The 16217-nt window shown below is 62.0% G+C and carries 14 protein-coding genes; 9 read left to right on the forward strand and 5 right to left on the reverse strand.

The genetic code is table 11. From position 1 onward, the window contains the following. Positions 1 to 152: 152 nt before the first annotated feature. From garD to kdgD (ACZ0AV_RS08620), 3 genes are all read right to left on the reverse strand, one after another. Positions 153 to 1709 carry a galactarate dehydratase gene (gene garD, locus ACZ0AV_RS08610; protein WP_499150655.1) on the reverse strand — a complete coding sequence of 519 codons (1557 nt, stop codon included), beginning with the start codon at positions 1707 to 1709 and terminating at the stop codon, positions 153 to 155. 489 nt (positions 1710 to 2198) lie between these two features. After that, positions 2199 to 3242: a LacI family DNA-binding transcriptional regulator gene (locus tag ACZ0AV_RS08615; RefSeq protein WP_499150656.1), complete on the reverse strand. Its 1044-nt coding sequence runs from the start codon at positions 3240 to 3242 to the stop codon at positions 2199 to 2201. A gap of 157 nt (positions 3243 to 3399) precedes the next feature. After that, on the reverse strand, positions 3400 to 4311 hold the full coding sequence (gene kdgD, locus ACZ0AV_RS08620; protein WP_499150657.1) for a 5-dehydro-4-deoxyglucarate dehydratase: 912 nt from the start codon (positions 4309 to 4311) through the stop codon (positions 3400 to 3402). A 587-nt stretch (positions 4312 to 4898) separates the two neighbouring features. Between kdgD (ACZ0AV_RS08620) and ACZ0AV_RS08625 the strand changes: the two genes are divergently transcribed. From ACZ0AV_RS08625 to ACZ0AV_RS08635, 3 genes are all read left to right on the forward strand, one after another. After that, positions 4899 to 5867 (forward strand): tripartite tricarboxylate transporter substrate binding protein, encoded by a 969-nt coding sequence (locus ACZ0AV_RS08625; protein ID WP_499150658.1) that lies wholly within the window; start codon positions 4899 to 4901, stop codon positions 5865 to 5867. A gap of 63 nt (positions 5868 to 5930) precedes the next feature. Further along, positions 5931 to 6431, forward strand: a complete 501-nt coding sequence (locus ACZ0AV_RS08630) for a tripartite tricarboxylate transporter TctB family protein (RefSeq protein WP_499150659.1) — start codon at positions 5931 to 5933, stop codon at positions 6429 to 6431. Between the two features lie 10 nt (positions 6432 to 6441). Then, complete coding sequence (locus ACZ0AV_RS08635; RefSeq protein WP_499150660.1) at positions 6442 to 7947, forward strand: tripartite tricarboxylate transporter permease; 1506 nt, start codon at positions 6442 to 6444, stop codon at positions 7945 to 7947. A 124-nt stretch (positions 7948 to 8071) separates the two neighbouring features. Here the strand turns inward: ACZ0AV_RS08635 and kdgD (ACZ0AV_RS08640) are convergent, their stop codons facing one another. After that, positions 8072 to 8983, reverse strand: a complete 912-nt coding sequence (gene kdgD / locus ACZ0AV_RS08640; RefSeq protein WP_499150661.1) for a 5-dehydro-4-deoxyglucarate dehydratase — start codon at positions 8981 to 8983, stop codon at positions 8072 to 8074. A gap of 583 nt (positions 8984 to 9566) precedes the next feature. Here kdgD (ACZ0AV_RS08640) and ACZ0AV_RS08645 point away from each other — a divergent pair. From ACZ0AV_RS08645 to ACZ0AV_RS08670, 6 genes are all read left to right on the forward strand, one after another. Beyond that, positions 9567 to 10391, forward strand: a complete 825-nt coding sequence (locus tag ACZ0AV_RS08645) for an NAD-dependent epimerase/dehydratase family protein (protein WP_499150662.1) — start codon at positions 9567 to 9569, stop codon at positions 10389 to 10391. Positions 10392 to 10430: 39 nt separating this feature from the next. Beyond that, on the forward strand, positions 10431 to 11324 hold the full coding sequence (locus tag ACZ0AV_RS08650; protein ID WP_499150663.1) for an SMP-30/gluconolactonase/LRE family protein: 894 nt from the start codon (positions 10431 to 10433) through the stop codon (positions 11322 to 11324). Positions 11325 to 11413: 89 nt separating this feature from the next. Beyond that, positions 11414 to 12388: a TRAP transporter substrate-binding protein gene (locus ACZ0AV_RS08655; protein ID WP_499150664.1), complete on the forward strand. Its 975-nt coding sequence runs from the start codon at positions 11414 to 11416 to the stop codon at positions 12386 to 12388. Positions 12389 to 12449: 61 nt separating this feature from the next. Further along, positions 12450 to 12977, forward strand: coding sequence for a TRAP transporter small permease (locus tag ACZ0AV_RS08660; RefSeq protein WP_499150665.1), 528 nt, complete (start codon positions 12450 to 12452; stop codon positions 12975 to 12977). Further along, positions 12977 to 14257 (forward strand): TRAP transporter large permease, encoded by a 1281-nt coding sequence (locus tag ACZ0AV_RS08665; protein ID WP_499150666.1) that lies wholly within the window; start codon positions 12977 to 12979, stop codon positions 14255 to 14257. The genes ACZ0AV_RS08660 and ACZ0AV_RS08665 overlap by 1 nt, the downstream gene beginning before the upstream one ends. A 120-nt stretch (positions 14258 to 14377) precedes the next feature. Beyond that, complete coding sequence (locus ACZ0AV_RS08670) at positions 14378 to 15289, forward strand: EamA family transporter (protein WP_499150667.1); 912 nt, start codon at positions 14378 to 14380, stop codon at positions 15287 to 15289. A 107-nt stretch (positions 15290 to 15396) separates the two neighbouring features. Here ACZ0AV_RS08670 and ACZ0AV_RS08675 read toward each other — a convergent pair whose 3' ends face one another. Then, positions 15397 to 16155, reverse strand: a complete 759-nt coding sequence (locus ACZ0AV_RS08675; protein WP_499150668.1) for a FadR/GntR family transcriptional regulator — start codon at positions 16153 to 16155, stop codon at positions 15397 to 15399. Between the last annotated feature and the right edge of the window lie 62 nt (positions 16156 to 16217).

The raw sequence follows: 16217 nt of genomic DNA on the forward strand, positions 1-16217 counted from the left end.
AAGAAACGCAGCGTAGCCTGGTAACCGCCGACGGCCCCGCAGCGAAGCAAGCGGCGGGGGCGCCTTGTAACGCACAATTATCGCTCCGCTCGACCCTCTGCAACCGCACCGAAGTGCGCAAGGCCTCTGCGCAGCTGACGTGCGGCTGGCTCTCACGTCACCGGAGCGGGGTTGAAGAGCACCAGGTCATTGTGCAGGCGGTGCTTCTCTGCCCAGGTCTGCTTCTTGCCGCTGGCCACATCCAGATAGAGCTGGAAGATGTGCCAGCCCATCTCGTCGAGGGTCATGCGCCCGGAGGTGATCTGCCCGGCGTCCACGTCGATCAGGTCCGGCCAGCGCTCGGCCAGTTGGGTGCGCGTCGCCACCTTGATCACCGGCACCATGGACAATCCATAAGGCGTGCCGCGGCCGGTGGTAAAGATGTGCAGGTTCATGCCGGCGGCCAGCTGCAAGGTGCCGCAGATGAAGTCGCTGGCTGGGGTGGCGCAGAAGTACAGGCCCTTGCCACGAATCCGCTCGCCGGGAGACACCACCCCGACAATCGGGCTGTTGCCGGATTTGGCGATGGAGCCCATGGCCTTCTCGACGATGTTGTTGAGGCCGCCTTTCTTGTTGCCCGGTGTGGTATTGGCGCTGCGATCAGCCATGCCGCGCTCCAGGTAACGGTCGTACCAGTCCATTTCGCGGATCAGCGCATCGGCAACTTCGACGCTCGCCGCACGTGGGGTAAGCAGGTGGATGCCGTCACGCACCTCGGTGTTTTCCGAGAACATCACGGTGGCGCCGGCCCGCACCAGAAGGTCCGAAGCCACACCCAGCGCCGGGTTGGCGGTGATGCCGGAGAAGGCGTCGCTGCCGCCGCACTGCATGCCCACCACCAGTTCGCTGGCCGGGCAGGTTTCGCGACGACGCTGATCGAGCACCTTCAGGCGCGTCTCGATCATGGCCATGATTTCCTCGACCATGCCGCTGAAGCCGGTGCTGGAATCCTGCAGGCGGAACAGCCAGTCCTCCTCATCCATGCCATTGGTGAGTGGGTCACCATCCATCAACTGGTTGGCCTGCAGCTTTTCGCAGCCCAGGCTGATCACCAGCGCCTGGCCACCGAGGTTGGGGTTGCGGCTGATGTTGTAAAGCGTGCGGATTGGCACGACGGCGTCTGGCGCGTTGATCGCCACGCCACAGCCGTAGCTGTGCGACAGCGCCACCACGTCGTCGACATTCGGGTACTTGGGCAAGAGCTCCTTGCGCACGCGGTCGACGCAATGGTCGAGCACGCCGACCACGCATTGCACGGTGGTGGTCACCCCAAGGATGTTGCGCGTGCCAACGGTGCCGTCCGGGTTGCGGAAACCCTCGAAGGTGTAGCCCTCCAACGGCGCGGGTACGGCCGTCGTGATCGTCGCCTTGGGCAGGTTGTCCAGCGCCGGGGCCTCGGGCATGCGCAGCAGCGCCTCGGTCACCCAGGTGCCCGCCGGGATAGGGTTCAGGGCATAGCCGATCACTTCACCGTAGCGCACTACGTTGCCGCCTTCGGGGATCGCCACCAGCGAGACCTTGTGGCTCTGCGGAATACCCTCCAGCGCCTCCAGGCCATCGGCGAAACGGCCACCGGCCGCCACCCCCTGCTCGTTGACGACGACGCCAACGTTGTCGTCGGCATGCAGGCGGATGTAACGCGGGGAGTCCTGATGTTGAATGAGATCCATGGGGCTAATCCTCTTTTTGTTGTCTTTACGCGCGCGGCGTCGCCTGCCAGTAGCAGGCCACGCCGCGCGGGAAGTCAGGTTGCCAGCGCGGTGTGCGCCGGGGCGTTGATGACATGGCCGTTTTCGTCCTTCGACACCGCGCCAGTCCTCCCAGGCGAAGATCGCGGGTTGGCAAAGGATCGAAGCCGATCACTAGCCCGAGGCGGCGGACGCCCGCAAACCGGGATCGGGTCTGGGGGTATCTGCAAAGGCACACGGACGAAGATTGCCCGTGGCAGGGCACGCAGATGATGTGCGGATACTGATGTTCACGGCTTTATTATCCTTGTTGGCTGACGGTGCCCCCGCCTGGTGACTGGCAATTCTATGATTGCGCAATCATTCAAACGATGAACAAGGCACCACGCAGTTCTTTACAAAGCAGACTCTACTATGATTGCGCAATCATTCAAGCAAATAATTGCCGCTTTTCCAGTGTCCGATGAAGTGTCAGGTGGTGGCACGATCGACAAGGGTGAAACCGGTATCCAGGCGCACCGGCTGTTGCTCGCCATCGTCGCGAAAACGTTGCAGTAGCGCATTGGCAACGAGCTTGCCCATGCGCGCGCCGTCGACGTTCACCGTCGACAAAGCCGGATGAAAATGGGCAGCGCTGGACAGGTCGCCGAAGCCCATGACCGCTAGCTGCCCGGGCACCTCGATTTTCCTGCTCGCCGCCTCGGCCAGGATACCCTGCGCCACGGTGTCCGAACTGCACACGATGACCTGCGGAGCGTGCCCCGCGTCGAGCAGTTGACGCAGCCCCTCCCGGCCGCTTTGCAAGGTAGCCGGCGCCGCCAGAACTGCCATCGGCACCTCGGCCACGCCTAAGGTGTTGAGTTGTGCGACCACGCTGCCGCTGCGCTTGAGGGCTCGGGAGTCGTCCACCGAAACGATGGCGAAACGCCGATAGCCCTTGCCGTGCAGATGGCTGGCAATTGCCTGGCCAACCTTTTCATGTGAGAAGCCTACCTGCATGTCGATGGGCGACGCGCCCAGGTCCCAGGCCTCGACCACGGGGATACCGGCGGCCAGCAAGCGCAGGCGGCTCTCCTCGGTGTGCAGCGTGCCGGTCAGCACGATGCCGTCTGGCCGACGCCCCAGCAGGGCGCCAAGCAAACGCTCTTCCTGCTCGGCCGAGTACCCGGTCAGCCCGATCATGGTCTGGTAGCCCGCGGCTGTCAGGTGGTCCATCAGCGATTGCACGGTTTCAGCAAAGATCGAATGCGCGATGGTCGGCACGAAAATGGCGATCAACCGGCTCTTGTTCGACGCCAGACCACCGGCCAGCATGTTTGGCACATAGCCGGTCACGCGCACGGCCTCGAGCACTTTCTTGCGTGCATCCTCGCTGACCACGTCGGGCCGGTGCAGCGCCCGAGAGACGGTGATCGGCGAAACGCCGGCCACCTTGGCGACATCGATCAGGGTAACGCTCGCGCCCTTCTTCACAGGCGAAGATGCGGATGCAGAACGTGAAGATTTCTTTGCCATGGCGAGCCGCTGATAGCGCAAGGGAACCGCATCTTAACCAGCCGGCCGGGCGGCCACTAGCGGCCGGCGCGCCAAGCTGTAATTGCGTGTTGCCCGAAAAGCACAAAGCCCGGGCATACAGCCCGGGCTTTGCAAGTGGCTTCAGAAAGCCGACAGCTTACTGCGGGCCCTGGGCATCGATCAGTGCGGCCAGTTTCTCGTACTCGGCTGGCAGCAGATCGGTCAGCGGCGCGCGAACCGGGCCTGCGTCGTACCCGGCGATCTTGGCGCCAGCCTTGACGATGCTCACGCCGTAGCCGGCTGTCAGGTTGCGGATATCCAGGTACGGCAGGAAGAAGTCATCGATGATCTTGCCGACAGTGGCGTGATCTTCACGGGCAATCGCGTGGTAGAAGTCCATCGCGGTTTTCGGGATGAAGTTGAACACCGCCGACGAGTAAACCGGTACGCCCAGTGCCTTGTAGGCCGCTGCGTAGACTTCAGCGGTCGGCAAACCGCCCAGGTAAGTGAGTCGGTCGCCCAGACGGCGGCGGATCGACACCATCAGCTCGATGTCGCCCAGGCCATCCTTGTAACCGATCAGGTTCGGGCAACGCTCGGCCAGTTGTTCGAGCAGCGGCGCGGTCAGGCGGCAGACGTTGCGGTTGTAGACAACCACACCGATCTTCACCGACTTACAGACTTGCTCGACGTGAGCGGCAACGCCTTCCTGCGACGCTTCGGTCAGGTAGTGCGGCAGCAACAGCAGGCCCTTGGCGCCCAGGCGCTCGGCTTCCTGTGCGTACTGGATGGCCTGACGGGTGGAACCACCGACGCCGGCGAGGATTGGCACGCTACCGGAGCAGGTGTCGACGGCAGTTTTGATCACCGACGAGTACTCGTCAGCCGCCAGGGAGAAGAATTCACCGGTACCGCCAGCGGCGAACAGAGCGGAGGCGCCGTAGGGGGCCAGCCACTCGAGACGACGAACGTAGCCAGCCGGGTTGAATTCACCCTGGGCATCGAAGTCGGTCAGCGGGAAGGACAGCAGGCCGGAGGAGAGGACGGTTTTTAGTTCTTGTGGAGTCATTCTTCTTACACCCTTGGATGAGGACATGGAGGCCGTTACCGGCGACTGAAGTCATACGTTATCGTACAACTATAAATATTCCTAGTCTTTTCCAGTGCTTTTCTTCTTTCCGCACCATTTGGGAGCAGACCCCGAATATGTCAATGAAATGTCCAAAAAATAGGAAAAACCTCTCAAAATCTCCAATTACATTGGAAATAACATCCTTTAGATTGATGAAAAGTCACTTTATGGCGAAAGAGATTCCGCGCTGATGCATTTGTCGAGTGCCTTCAGCGGCACGCTAGTCGTATGACAACATCAGCCAAAACGCCGTGATGAAACAACAATCATAAAGGTGCGCACCATGACGACACCCTTCCGCAGTCCTCTCTCCACACGCACGCACCACCGCCTGACACCCTGCCCTGCCGGTCCCGTTCACACGACTGCGCCCTACGCCGGCAGGTAACCACCCACACCATAGATAACGCAGCACTGCGCCGATCCGCTCCACTTGCAGCGCCTGCGGCGACCTTCGGCTAATCACCGGAGCACGCTGGCGGCGCCACCCATCGCGGCACGATAACAAGAGAAGGAAATACCCCATGCGAACCACCTCCCTACGCACCGCCATCGGCCTGCTGGCCGCCCTTACCCTCACTGCAGGCGCGGGGCTCGCGCAGGCCGACGACGCCTACCCCACCAAGGCCATCCAGGTCGTGGTGCCCGTCGCCCCGGGTGGCGATACCGACACCAACGCCCGGCTGTTCAACAAATACCTGGAAAAGGAGCTGGGACAATCGCTGGTGGTGGTGAACGTCGATGGCGGCGGCGGCACCATCGGCATGCGCCGGGTAATGGCGGCCAAGAAGGACGGCTACACCGCGATGTTCTTCCATGGTGAAGCCATGGTGCCGCAGCTTGCAGGCCTGGTGGATGTCGGCATCGACTCCATGGACATGGTCGCCATCGCCTTGCTGGACAACACCACCGTGCTGGCGACCCACAAGGACGCCCCCTTCAAGACCATGGCGGAGCTGGTCGCATACGCCAAAGCCAACCCGCGCCAGGTCGATTTCGGCATGTTGACCGGCGGCTATCCGCATCTGGTAGGCATTGCCGCGCAAAAGCAGCTGGGAATCGAAATGAACATGGTCGATGTCGGCGGCAATTCGGCGAAAATCGTCGCCCTGCGCGGCCACAAGATCAACTTGATCAACGTCCAGTACGGCATCGCCAAGGACTACTTCAGCTCCGGAGATTTCATCAACCTAGGCCTGCTGTCGCCGGAGCGCAACCCGCTGATGCCGGACGTGGCGACCACTGGCGAAGCGGGCTTCCCGCTGGAATTCAGCAAGTTCTTTTTCTTCGCCATGCCCAAAGGCACCCCGCAGCCGGTCATCGAGACATTCTCCGCAGCGGTGAAACGCGTCGTCGAGAACCCGCAATACCAGCAGGAGGCGAAGAAATTCTTCCTCTCGCCGACCTACATGGCCCCAGCAGCTGCAACCGAATACGCGGATAAGCAGTACCGCTACCTCCAGCAGTTCCAGCAGCTGTTTACCGCCCAGTGAAGCCACCGCGATCACCTGCGCCCCGGCACGTGCGCAGTGTTCGCCATGACGAGGACCCAACTCATGCATGCAGAGAAACGTCTGCCCGGCCCTGACCTCATTACCGGCGCGGTATTCCTGGGCACCAGCATCCTGCTGTTCTGGGCCAGCCAGCACATCAGAGAATTCGCCGCCATCGGCGTTGGTTCCGCCTTCGTGCCGCGCTTGACCGCCGGCCTGCTGATGGTGGTGGCCATCGCCCTGCTGGTCGACGGCTGGCGCCAGACCCTGCGCCCCCGGCTGCGCAGCGAGCCCGCGACGCCACCCTCGCCCCCGATGTTCGCTGGCCTGCCTGCCGTTGCGGCAAGCGTGGTGATCATGGGCCTGTACCTGGCGCTGCTCGAACCGCTGGGTTTCCTGCCGGCCTCGGCGCTGTACGGCTTTGTACAAATGCTGATCCTGGCCAAGGACGCCAAGCGCACCTACCTGAAATTCGCGTTGGTCGCACTGTTGCCAGCCGCTTGTTTCTACTACCTGTTCGTCAACGTATTCGATATCAGCCTGCCCGCGGGAATTCTGGGCTGAGGAGCTGCACATGCTTATAGAAGGCATCCTTTCCGTACTCAACATGCAGACGCTGTTGCTGATAACCGGCGGTACGCTGCTGGGCATCATCATTGGCGCCATCCCTGGCCTGACGGTCACCATGGGCGTTGCGCTGTTTCTGCCGGTCACCTTCGCCATGTCACCGGTGGACGGCCTGTCGCTGCTCATGGGCCTTTACATCGGCGGCACATCGGGTGGGCTGATCTCGGCGATCCTGCTGAAAATCCCCGGCACCCCGGCGTCGATCGCCACCACCTTCGATGGCCACCCCATGGCCTCGCGCGGGGAGGCAGGCAAAGCCCTGTCGGTGTCGATCATCTGCTCGTTCCTGGGCGGTATCTTCAGCCTCGGCGTATTGTTTTTCATCGCTCCAAGGCTGGCCGAGGTCGCCTTGCAGTTCGGCCCCTATGAATACTTCGCCATTGCGCTGTTCTCGCTGACACTGGTTGCCGGCCTCAGCGGTGGCTCGCTGGCGCGAGGCCTGGGGGCTGCGGCCATCGGCCTGATCATCGCCTTCGTCGGCATGGCGCCCATCACCGCTTTCCCGCGCTTCACTTTCGGCTGGGCGGAGCTAGACGGTGGCATTGCCTTGCTGCCGGCCCTGATCGGCCTGTTCGCCGTCTCGCAGCTCCTGGAGGAAGCCGAATCACGCGATAGCAGCACGCCGCCGGCGGCGGCCAACTACAACCTGCGGCAGATGGGATTCTCCATACGCGCCGGCTTCGGCCATTTCGGCAACTGGCTGCGATCATCACTGATCGGGACGGGGGTCGGCATACTGCCCGGGCTCGGCGGGTCGGTGTGCAACCTGTTGGCGTACGGCGCGGCGAAAAAATACTCCAGGCACCCGGAGCAGTTCGGCACGGGCATCACCGACGGGCTGGTCGCCAGTGAATCTTCCAACAACGCCTCGACCGGTGGCGCGCTGGTGCCGCTGATGACCCTCGGCATTCCAGGCGACAACACCGCCGCCATCCTTCTGGCCGGCTTCATGATCCATGGCATAACCCCGGGCCCCATGCTATTCGAGACCCAGGGGCTGCTGGTCTACGGCATCTTCACGGCCCTGGTGATCGCCAACCTGGTGATGGTGGTCGGCCTGTTCAGCTTCATGCGCGGCTTCGTGCGCCTGCTGTCGGTACCCAAGCACATTCTTCTGCCGCTGATCATGATGCTCTGCGTAATCGGTGCGTATGGCATCAACAACCGCCTGTTCGATGTCGGCTGCATGCTGCTGTTCGGTCTGATCGGCTGGCTGATGAAGAAGGCCTCGATCCCCATGACACCCCTGCTGCTCGGCTTCATCCTCGGGCCGATCATCGAGGTCAACCTGCGCCGTGGGCTGATGAGCAGCCAGGGCGATGTGCTGCCCTTCATCACCGAACCGATTTCCGGCTTGGTTTTGCTGGGCACCTTCATCGTGGTGGTGGTTACCGCTTACAAGGAATTTGCCAAATCGCGTAGCCGCCGCCCTCGTCCGCTCACCGATGGCTGACGCCAGGCGTCTCGATGAACACGCGACAGCGTTTCCGACCTGCATAAAAAAGCCCCGGAAATCCGGGGCCTTTTGCAGCCATCTGGCTGAACGTATTCAGCTGCCTTACAGCCTCATACGGCGTTTACTGAGCGCCTTGCGCCTTGATCAGCGCGGCCAGTTGCTCGTACTCGCCTGGCAGCAGATCGGTCAGCGGTGCGCGGACCGGGCCGGCGTCGTAGCCGGAGATCTTCGCACCCGCCTTGACGATGCTCACGGCATAACCGGATTTACGGTTGCGGATATCCAGGTATGGCAGGAAGAAGTCGTCGATGATCTTGCCGACGGTGGCGTGATCGTCCTTGGCGATGGCGTGGTAGAAGTCCATCGCGGTTTTCGGAATGAAGTTGAACACCGCCGAAGAATAGACCGGCACGCCCAGCGCCTTGTAGGCAGCGGCGTAGACTTCGGCGGTCGGCAGGCCACCCAGGTAGCTGAAACGGTCACCCAGGCGGCGGCGAATCGAGACCATCAGTTCGATGTCACCCAGGCCATCCTTGTAGCCGATCAGGTTCGGGCAACGCTCGGCCAGTTGCTCGAGCAGCGGCGCGGTCAGGCGGCAGACGTTGCGGTTGTAGACCACCACGCCGATCTTCACCGATTTGCAGACCTGCTCGACGTGAGCGGCCACGCCTTCCTGCGACGCTTCGGTCAGGTAGTGCGGCAGCAGCAGCAGGCCTTTGGCGCCAAGACGCTCGGCTTCCTGGGCGTACTGGATGGCCTGACGGGTGGAACCACCGACGCCGGCGAGAATTGGCACGCTACCGGCGCAGGTGTCGACGGCAGTCTTGATCACCGACGAATACTCGTCAGCCGCCAGGGAGAAGAATTCACCGGTACCGCCAGCGGCGAACAGCGCAGTGGCGCCGTACGGGGCCAGCCACTCGAGGCGACGTACATAGCCGGCCGGGTTGAATTCACCTTGGGCATCGAAATCGGTCAGCGGGAAAGACAACAGACCGGAGGAGAGGACAGTTTTTAATTCTTGTGGGGTCATTTCGTCGAACACCTGTAGCGCACGTATGGAAAAGGAGCAGCCTAGGCTGTTAGAGATACGTTATCGTACGACATTATTGAAAGCCATACTTTTCTCTTCCCCTCTTCACGGCCCCCTCTAGCCCGCGTGTCTTGACGGCACGTTGCGCGGCGCCACGCCGCTTGCCGGCCACCCATTCCCACCGTTTTACGAACCATTGTTGCGCCATACAAGGCGCCATTGCGCTTGCCGACCATTGCGCCCCTGCGGCGTGCGCCGCGACTGCCGCCGGCCTCTGCCGCTATTGCCGGTCCGAAGGCGGTGAGGGCTGCGCTCGAGTCGCCAGCCGGGCACCGGTCACCATGGCCTTTTCGCGGTAGCGCAGTGACAGGCGATGCCGACGGGCGCCCCGCCATTCCCACCAGTTAGGAGCGAAGCGTCTATCTTGCCTATTTCAGACCTATATAGTCCTTTGATGGGGGACTATCGTCTTAGGGTGAGCGCGTTGACAAACGCTTGGGGGGATGCCGATAATTCGTCAATGTCATACGACAACAGATGACACTCTCTAAATAACAACAAGCAGAGAACAGGCCTCCCGCCCATGACTACGACTTCCAACGCACACCCCCCCTTCAATCGCCTGCTGCTCACCGGTGCGGCTGGCGGACTGGGCAAGGTACTGCGCGAACGCCTGCAGCCCCTGACCAAGATCCTGCGTCTTTCGGACATCGTCGAGATGGCACCTGCCGAAGGCCAACACATCGAAGTTCAGCGCTGCGATCTGGCCGACAAGCAAGCCGTTCATCAGCTCGTCGAAGGCGTCGATGCCATCCTGCACTTCGGCGGGGTCTCCGTGGAGCGCCCGTTCGAGGAAATCCTAGGTCCGAACATCAGCGGCGTATTCCACATCTATGAAGCAGCGCGTCGCCATGGCGTAAAACGTGTGATCTTCGCCAGCTCCAACCACGTCATCGGCTTCCACAAGCAGACCGATACCATCGACGCCGATTGCGCGCGCCGCCCCGATGGTTACTACGGCCTGTCCAAGTCCTATGGCGAGGACATGGCCAGCTTCTACTTCGACCGCTACGGCATCGAAACCGTCAGCCTGCGGATCGGCTCCTCGTTCACCGAACCGCTGAACCGCCGCATGATGAGCACCTGGTTGAGCTACGACGACCTGGTGCAACTGATCGAGCGTGGGCTGACCACGCCGAACGTCGGTCACACAGTGGTGTACGGCGTATCGGCAAACAAGATCGTCTGGTGGGACAACCACAAGGCCGCTCATCTGGGTTACGCGCCCAAAGATACCTCCGAAGTGTTCCGCGACAAGGTCGAGGCGCAGCCGCCGATGGCGGCCGATGATCCCAACGCGATCTATCAGGGTGGTGCCTTCACGGCGGTTGGCCCGTTCGGCGACTGATACACACCCCTCTTCGACAACAATAACAAGAGGTCGGACATGCCCACGCAAGCCGAACTGATTCTCGACGCGCGCAACGCCGTGGGCGAAAGCCCGGTGTGGTGCGCCCGCGACCAGGCCCTTTACTGGGTCGACATTCCCAATAAGCGGCTGTACCGCTGGAACCTTGCGGATGCCACCACGCAAAGCTGGGAAGCCGACGAGATGCTTGCCTGCATCGCTCGCCGTGCGGATGGCAGCTGGATCGCCGGTATGCAGAGCGGGATTTTCCAACTGACCGCTACCGATGATGGTCGGCTGGTCGGCGAGCGCCTGATCGCAGTGGATCATGCCCGCGAGGGCATGCGCTTCAACGATGGCCGCTGCGATCGCCAAGGTCGTTTCTGGGCCGGCAGCATGCTTCTGGACATGGCGGCAGGCGCCAACGTCGGCGCGCTATATCGCTATGACGGCGCCGGGCAGAGCAGCCTGCCCGTCCTGCTGGATGACCTGATCGTGCCGAACGGCCTGGGCTTCAGCCCGGATGGCCGCACCCTGTACCTGTCCGACTCGCATCCGTCGGTACAGCTGATCTGGGCCTTCGACTACGACATCGACAGTGGCACGCCGCACAACCGCCGCCTGTTCGTCGACATGAACGACTTTCCCGGGCGCCCCGACGGCGCCGCAGTGGATGCAGATGGCTGCTACTGGATCTGCGGCAACGATGCCGGCCTGATTCACCGCTTCACCCCAGCCGGTCGTCTCGACCGCTCGCTGGAAGTGCCGGTGAAAAAACCGACCATGTGCGCCTTCGGCGGGCCGAATATGGACACCCTGTACGTTACCTCGATTCGTCCGGGCGGCAACCTGGACGACCAGCCGCTGGCGGGTGGTGTATTCGCCTTGCAGCCGGGTGTAAGCGGTATTGAAGAAACACCGTTGCGATCCTGATTTACCCACATCTGGAAGGCCTGTTGATCCGATGGGCCACTCTGGAGCTTCACAACGCTGCAACCAACAACAACAAAATGGAGATTCACATGAATTTCAAGCGCAAGTTGCTCATCGCCGCACTCCCGCTGGCCATTGGTCTGTCGAGCCTGGTTCAGGCTGACACCACCCTGAAAATCGCCGAAATCCATCCGGCAGGCTACCCAACCGTAGTGGCCATGGAAAACCTCGGCAAGAAACTGGAAGCCGCCACCAACGGCGAAATCAAGGGCCGTATGTTCGCCGGTGGCGTTCTCGGTTCCGAGAAGGAAGTCATCGAACAAACCCAGATCGGCGCCGTTCAGCTGACCCGCGTCAGCCTCGGTTCGGTCGGCCCGGTGGTTCCGGCCACCAACGTTTTCAACATGCCGTTCGTGTTCCGTGACATCGACCACATGCGCAAAGTGGTGGACGGTGAAATCGGTCAGGAAATCCTCGACGCCATTACCAACTCCGACTTCAACATGGTCGGCCTGGCATGGATGGAAGCTGGTAGCCGCAGCCTGTACACCAAGAAACCGGTGCGCAAGCTCGAAGACCTCAAGGGCATGAAGATCCGTGTGATCGGCAACCCGCTGTTCATCGACACCCTCAACGCCATGGGCGCCAACGGCATCGCCATGGACACCGGTGAGATCTTCAGCGCCCTGCAGAGCGGCGTGATCGACGGCGCCGAGAACAACTCGCCGACCCTGCTCGAGCACAACCACTTCCGCGTCGCCAAGTACTACACCCAGACTCACCACCTGATCCTGCCCGAGCCGCTGCTGATGTCCAAAGCCGCCTGGGAGAAACTGACGCCGGAGCAGCAGACCCTGATCAAGAAACTGGCCAAGGAAGCGCAGCTCGAAGAGCGTGACCTGTGGGTAGCCAAAGAGAAGGCCAGCGACGAGAAACTCAAAGCCGAAGGCGTCGAGTTCATCGAAGTGGACACCAAGCCATTCTATGAAGCGACCGCCCCGGTTCGTGAGAAGTACGGTGCCAAGTACGCCGATCTGATCAAGCGCATCGAAGCCGTCCAGTAATCCTCTCGCGCAAGCGCATGGAGCCGGCTGCCGCCGGCTCCATGCCATCCGGTGAAGTCTCATGAAAAACCTGGTTCTGGGCGTCAATGACGCCATTTACCGCGCCTGCATCATGGTTGCCAGCCTGGCAATCGTGATCATGGCCACGATCATCCCCTGGGGCGTCTTCAGCCGTTACGTGCTGGGGCAAGGACTGGGCTGGCCCGAGCCTATCTCGATTCTGCTGATGGTGGTGTTCACCTTCGTGGGTGCCGCCGCCAGCTACCGCGCGGGCGCTCACATGGCCGTGACTTCGCTGACCGATCGCCTGCCGCAAGTAACGGCACCAGTGATCACTCTTTTTGTGCGCCTGACGATGGGAGCCGTCGCACTGTTCATGCTGATCTGGGGTTACAAGCTGTGCGTTGCAACCTGGAACCAGTACCTGAGCACCCTGCCCTCGGTAAGCGTTGGCATCAGCTACATGCCGATTCCGGTAGGTGGCTTCATCACCCTGATGTTCGTCATCGAGCAGTTGCTCTACGGCGATCAGCACAAGCGACGCGTCGTTGATTTCGAAGCGGTCGAAGACTCCAAGGAGGCCGTGTAATGGATGCCGCCATTCTCGTAGGCAGCTTCATCGTCCTGATCCTGCTGCGCGTTCCCGTCGCCTACTCGCTTGGCATCTCGGCGCTGATTGGCGCCTGGTGGATCGAGATTCCCCTGCACGCCGTGATGATCCAGATCGCTGGCGGCGTCAACAAGTTCTCCCTGCTGGCCATTCCGTTCTTCGTGCTGGCCGGCGCGATCATGGCCGAAGGCGGTATGGCTCGTCGCCTGGTGGCCTTCGCTGGCGTGCTGGTCGGCTTCGTACGCGGTGGCCTGTCGCTGGTGAACATCACCGCTTCGACCTTCTTTGGCGCCATCTCCGGCTCGTCGCTGGCCGACACCGCGTCGGTAGGTTCGGTGCTGATTCCGGAAATGGAGAAAAAGGGTTACCCACGTGAGTTCGCCACCGCCGTGACCGTGTCGGGTTCGGTGCAGGCGCTGCTTACCCCGCCAAGCCACAATTCGGTGATCTACTCGCTGGCCGCAGGCGGTACGGTGTCCATCGCCGCATTGTTCATGGCGGGTATCGGTCCGGGCCTGCTGATGAGCGCGACCATGGCCGCGCTGTGCCTGTGGTTCGCCAAGAAGCGCAACTATCCGAAAGGTGAAGTGATCCCGCTGCGTCAGGCGATCAAGATCTGTATCGAAGCGCTGTGGGGCCTGATGACCATGGTCATCATCCTCGGCGGCATCCTCTCGGGCGTGTTCACCGCCACCGAGTCGGCGGCCGTTGCGGTGATCTGGGCGTTCTTCGTGACCATGTTCATCTACCGCGATTACAAATGGCGCGAATTGCCGAAGATGATGCACCGCACCGTGCGCACCCTGTCGATCGTGATGATCCTGATCGCCTTCGCCGCCGCGTTCGGCTACATCATGACCCTGATGCAGATTCCGTCGAAGATCACCACCGCGTTCCTGACCTTCTCGGACAACCGCTACGTGATCCTGATGTGCGTCAACTTCATGCTGCTGGTGCTCGGCACGTTGATGGACATGGCGCCGCTGATCCTGATCCTCACGCCGATCCTGCTGCCGGTGGTGACCTCGTTCGGTGTCGACCCGGTGCACTTCGGCATGATCATGCTGGTCAACCTGGGCATCGGCCTGATCACCCCGCCTGTTGGCGCTGTGCTGTTCGTCGGTGCGGCGATCGGCAAGGTGACCATCGAAGCAACGGTCAAGGCACTGCTGCCGTTCTACGCCGCGCTGTTCATGGTGCTGATGGCCGTGACCTACATTCCGGCCATCTCGCTGTGGCTGCCTAGCGTCGTACTCTGATACTGCTACACCCGCGGCGGGTCGCGTGCATAACGCGACCCGCCGTTTTTTTTAGCGCAACGCGAATGGTGAGCACACCATCAAGCGCTTCAGGCTCAACTCGATACGGAAATTGCTGACATGACTGCCCCTGCCCTGTTTCCCCGTCATATCGCTGTGCTGCTGCTGGCGCTGCTAGCCTGCTCGTTCGCCGGCAACCATATCGCCGCACGCATCGCCTTCGACAATGACACCGGCCTGCTGCTCGCAATCCTCTGCCGCTCCGGTGTCACCATGCTGGTCCTGCTCGGTATCGTGCTCTGGCAGCGCCAGACACTGCAGTTGCCACCCGGCGCCTGGCGTTGGCAACTGCTGCTGGGCCTGTTGATCGCCACCCAGAGCATCTGCCTGTATTCCGCGGTAGCGCGCATCCCGGTAGCGCTGGCCCTGCTGATCGGCAACACCTTCCCGATCCTGCTCGCCCTGCTCACCTGGGCTCTGGGCGGCTCGGCACCGACGCGGCGTACGGTAATGCTCATGGGGCTGATCCTGCTCGGCCTGGTCTTCGCCCTGGATCTGCCCGCACGCCTGGGCGCCAGCGAGCCGGCTGGTCCGGAATGGGTGGTCGGTGTCAGCGCATCGTTCCTGGCCGCCTGCGTATTCGCCTGCGCGCTGTGGATCACCGATCACAAGCTGTCGAGTCTGCGTGGCTCGGTACGCAGCATGCTGACCCTGATGATCGTGTTCAGCAGCATGGCCCTTGCCGGCAGCGCCGATCTGATTCCCGGCGGCATGAACCTGCCGGCCAATTCCACCGGCTGGATCGCCCTGGGCGCGTTGGTGCTGCTCTACGGCATCGCCTTCTGCATGCTGTTCGTCACCGTGCCGCGCCTGAACATGGCCAAGAACGCACCGGTGATGAACATGGAGCCGATCGCCACGCTGCTGTTCGGCTGGCTGCTGCTGGATCAGGTACTGAGCGGTATGCAGATGATCGGGGGGGCGATAGTGCTGGCGGGAATCGTGTTACTGACCTATCGCAAGGACGCCTGACACCTTGCGGTGATCCATCGCGCGCCGGCCCTGCATCAACTCGAGCAGGGCCGGCGGGCATGATGGTCAGCAGAGCGCGGGCGACACCCTCACCGTCGACCGGGGGTTCAGGCCTGCTTGACGGCGACCTCGGCCGCCGCTTCATGGGCCTGGCGCAGCCGCTCGCGGCTGTTGGTCAGGTGCAGGCGCATCGCAGCACGGGCGGCATCGGAGTCCTGGCGGGCGATGGCTTCGTAGATCTGCTCATGTTCGCGCTCGAGGCGCGCCATGTAGTGCGCATGATCGTCGTGAGCAAGGCGCGCCGAGTTCAGCCGGGTACGTGGAATGATGCTGGTACCCAGGTGATTCATGATATCGGTGAAATAACGGTTGCCGGTGGCGTGGGCAATCTGCAGGTGAAACTGGAAATCGGAGGACACCGCATCGCTCTCGTGAGCCACACCCTCATTGAGCGCATCCAGCGCCTGGCGCATCGAGGCCAATTGCTCGGCCGTGCGACGCTGGGCCGCCAGGCCGGCCGACTCGACTTCCAGGCTGATGCGCAATTCGAGCACCGCCAGCACTTCACGCAGGGTGACGATGGTCGCCGGATCGATGCGAAAGCCACCGGGGTTGGGCGTATCCAGTACGAAGGTGCCAATGCCATGGCGGGTTTCCACCAGGCCGGAAGCCTGCAACCGCGACAGGGCTTCACGCACCACGGTGCGGCTGACGCCCTGCTCTTCCATGATCGCCGACTCGGTCGGCAGCTTTTCGCCACGCTTGATCACCCCATCGCGAATGCGCTGGGAAAGCTCCGCGACCAGCTCCTGAGCCAGGCTGCGATGCTTGCGGCGCGCACGTGGCGGCGTGTTCTGATTTTCCATAGCACTAGATATCGTCTGGATGGCCAAAGCGCATCATATATCAGGCAGTTGTATGATGACAC

The organism is Pseudomonas sp. AC532 (assembly GCF_979258965.1).

Bases quoted from the DNA above. Each gene is read 5' to 3' on its own strand.
- garD (WP_499150655.1), bottom strand. From the start codon at position 1,709: ATGGATCTCATTCAACATCAGGACTCCCCGCGTTACATCCGCCTGCAT.
- ACZ0AV_RS08615 (WP_499150656.1), bottom strand. From the start codon at position 3,242: ATGGCAAAGAAATCTTCACGTTCTGCATCCGCATCTTCGCCTGTGAAG.
- kdgD (WP_499150657.1), bottom strand. From the start codon at position 4,311: ATGACTCCACAAGAACTAAAAACCGTCCTCTCCTCCGGCCTGCTGTCC.
- ACZ0AV_RS08625 (WP_499150658.1), top strand. From the start codon at position 4,899: ATGCGAACCACCTCCCTACGCACCGCCATCGGCCTGCTGGCCGCCCTT.
- ACZ0AV_RS08630 (WP_499150659.1), top strand. From the start codon at position 5,931: ATGCATGCAGAGAAACGTCTGCCCGGCCCTGACCTCATTACCGGCGCG.
- ACZ0AV_RS08635 (WP_499150660.1), top strand. From the start codon at position 6,442: ATGCTTATAGAAGGCATCCTTTCCGTACTCAACATGCAGACGCTGTTG.
- kdgD (WP_499150661.1), bottom strand. From the start codon at position 8,983: ATGACCCCACAAGAATTAAAAACTGTCCTCTCCTCCGGTCTGTTGTCT.
- ACZ0AV_RS08645 (WP_499150662.1), top strand. From the start codon at position 9,567: ATGACTACGACTTCCAACGCACACCCCCCCTTCAATCGCCTGCTGCTC.
- ACZ0AV_RS08650 (WP_499150663.1), top strand. From the start codon at position 10,431: ATGCCCACGCAAGCCGAACTGATTCTCGACGCGCGCAACGCCGTGGGC.
- ACZ0AV_RS08655 (WP_499150664.1), top strand. From the start codon at position 11,414: ATGAATTTCAAGCGCAAGTTGCTCATCGCCGCACTCCCGCTGGCCATT.
- ACZ0AV_RS08660 (WP_499150665.1), top strand. From the start codon at position 12,450: ATGAAAAACCTGGTTCTGGGCGTCAATGACGCCATTTACCGCGCCTGC.
- ACZ0AV_RS08665 (WP_499150666.1), top strand. From the start codon at position 12,977: ATGGATGCCGCCATTCTCGTAGGCAGCTTCATCGTCCTGATCCTGCTG.
- ACZ0AV_RS08670 (WP_499150667.1), top strand. From the start codon at position 14,378: ATGACTGCCCCTGCCCTGTTTCCCCGTCATATCGCTGTGCTGCTGCTG.
- ACZ0AV_RS08675 (WP_499150668.1), bottom strand. From the start codon at position 16,155: ATGGAAAATCAGAACACGCCGCCACGTGCGCGCCGCAAGCATCGCAGC.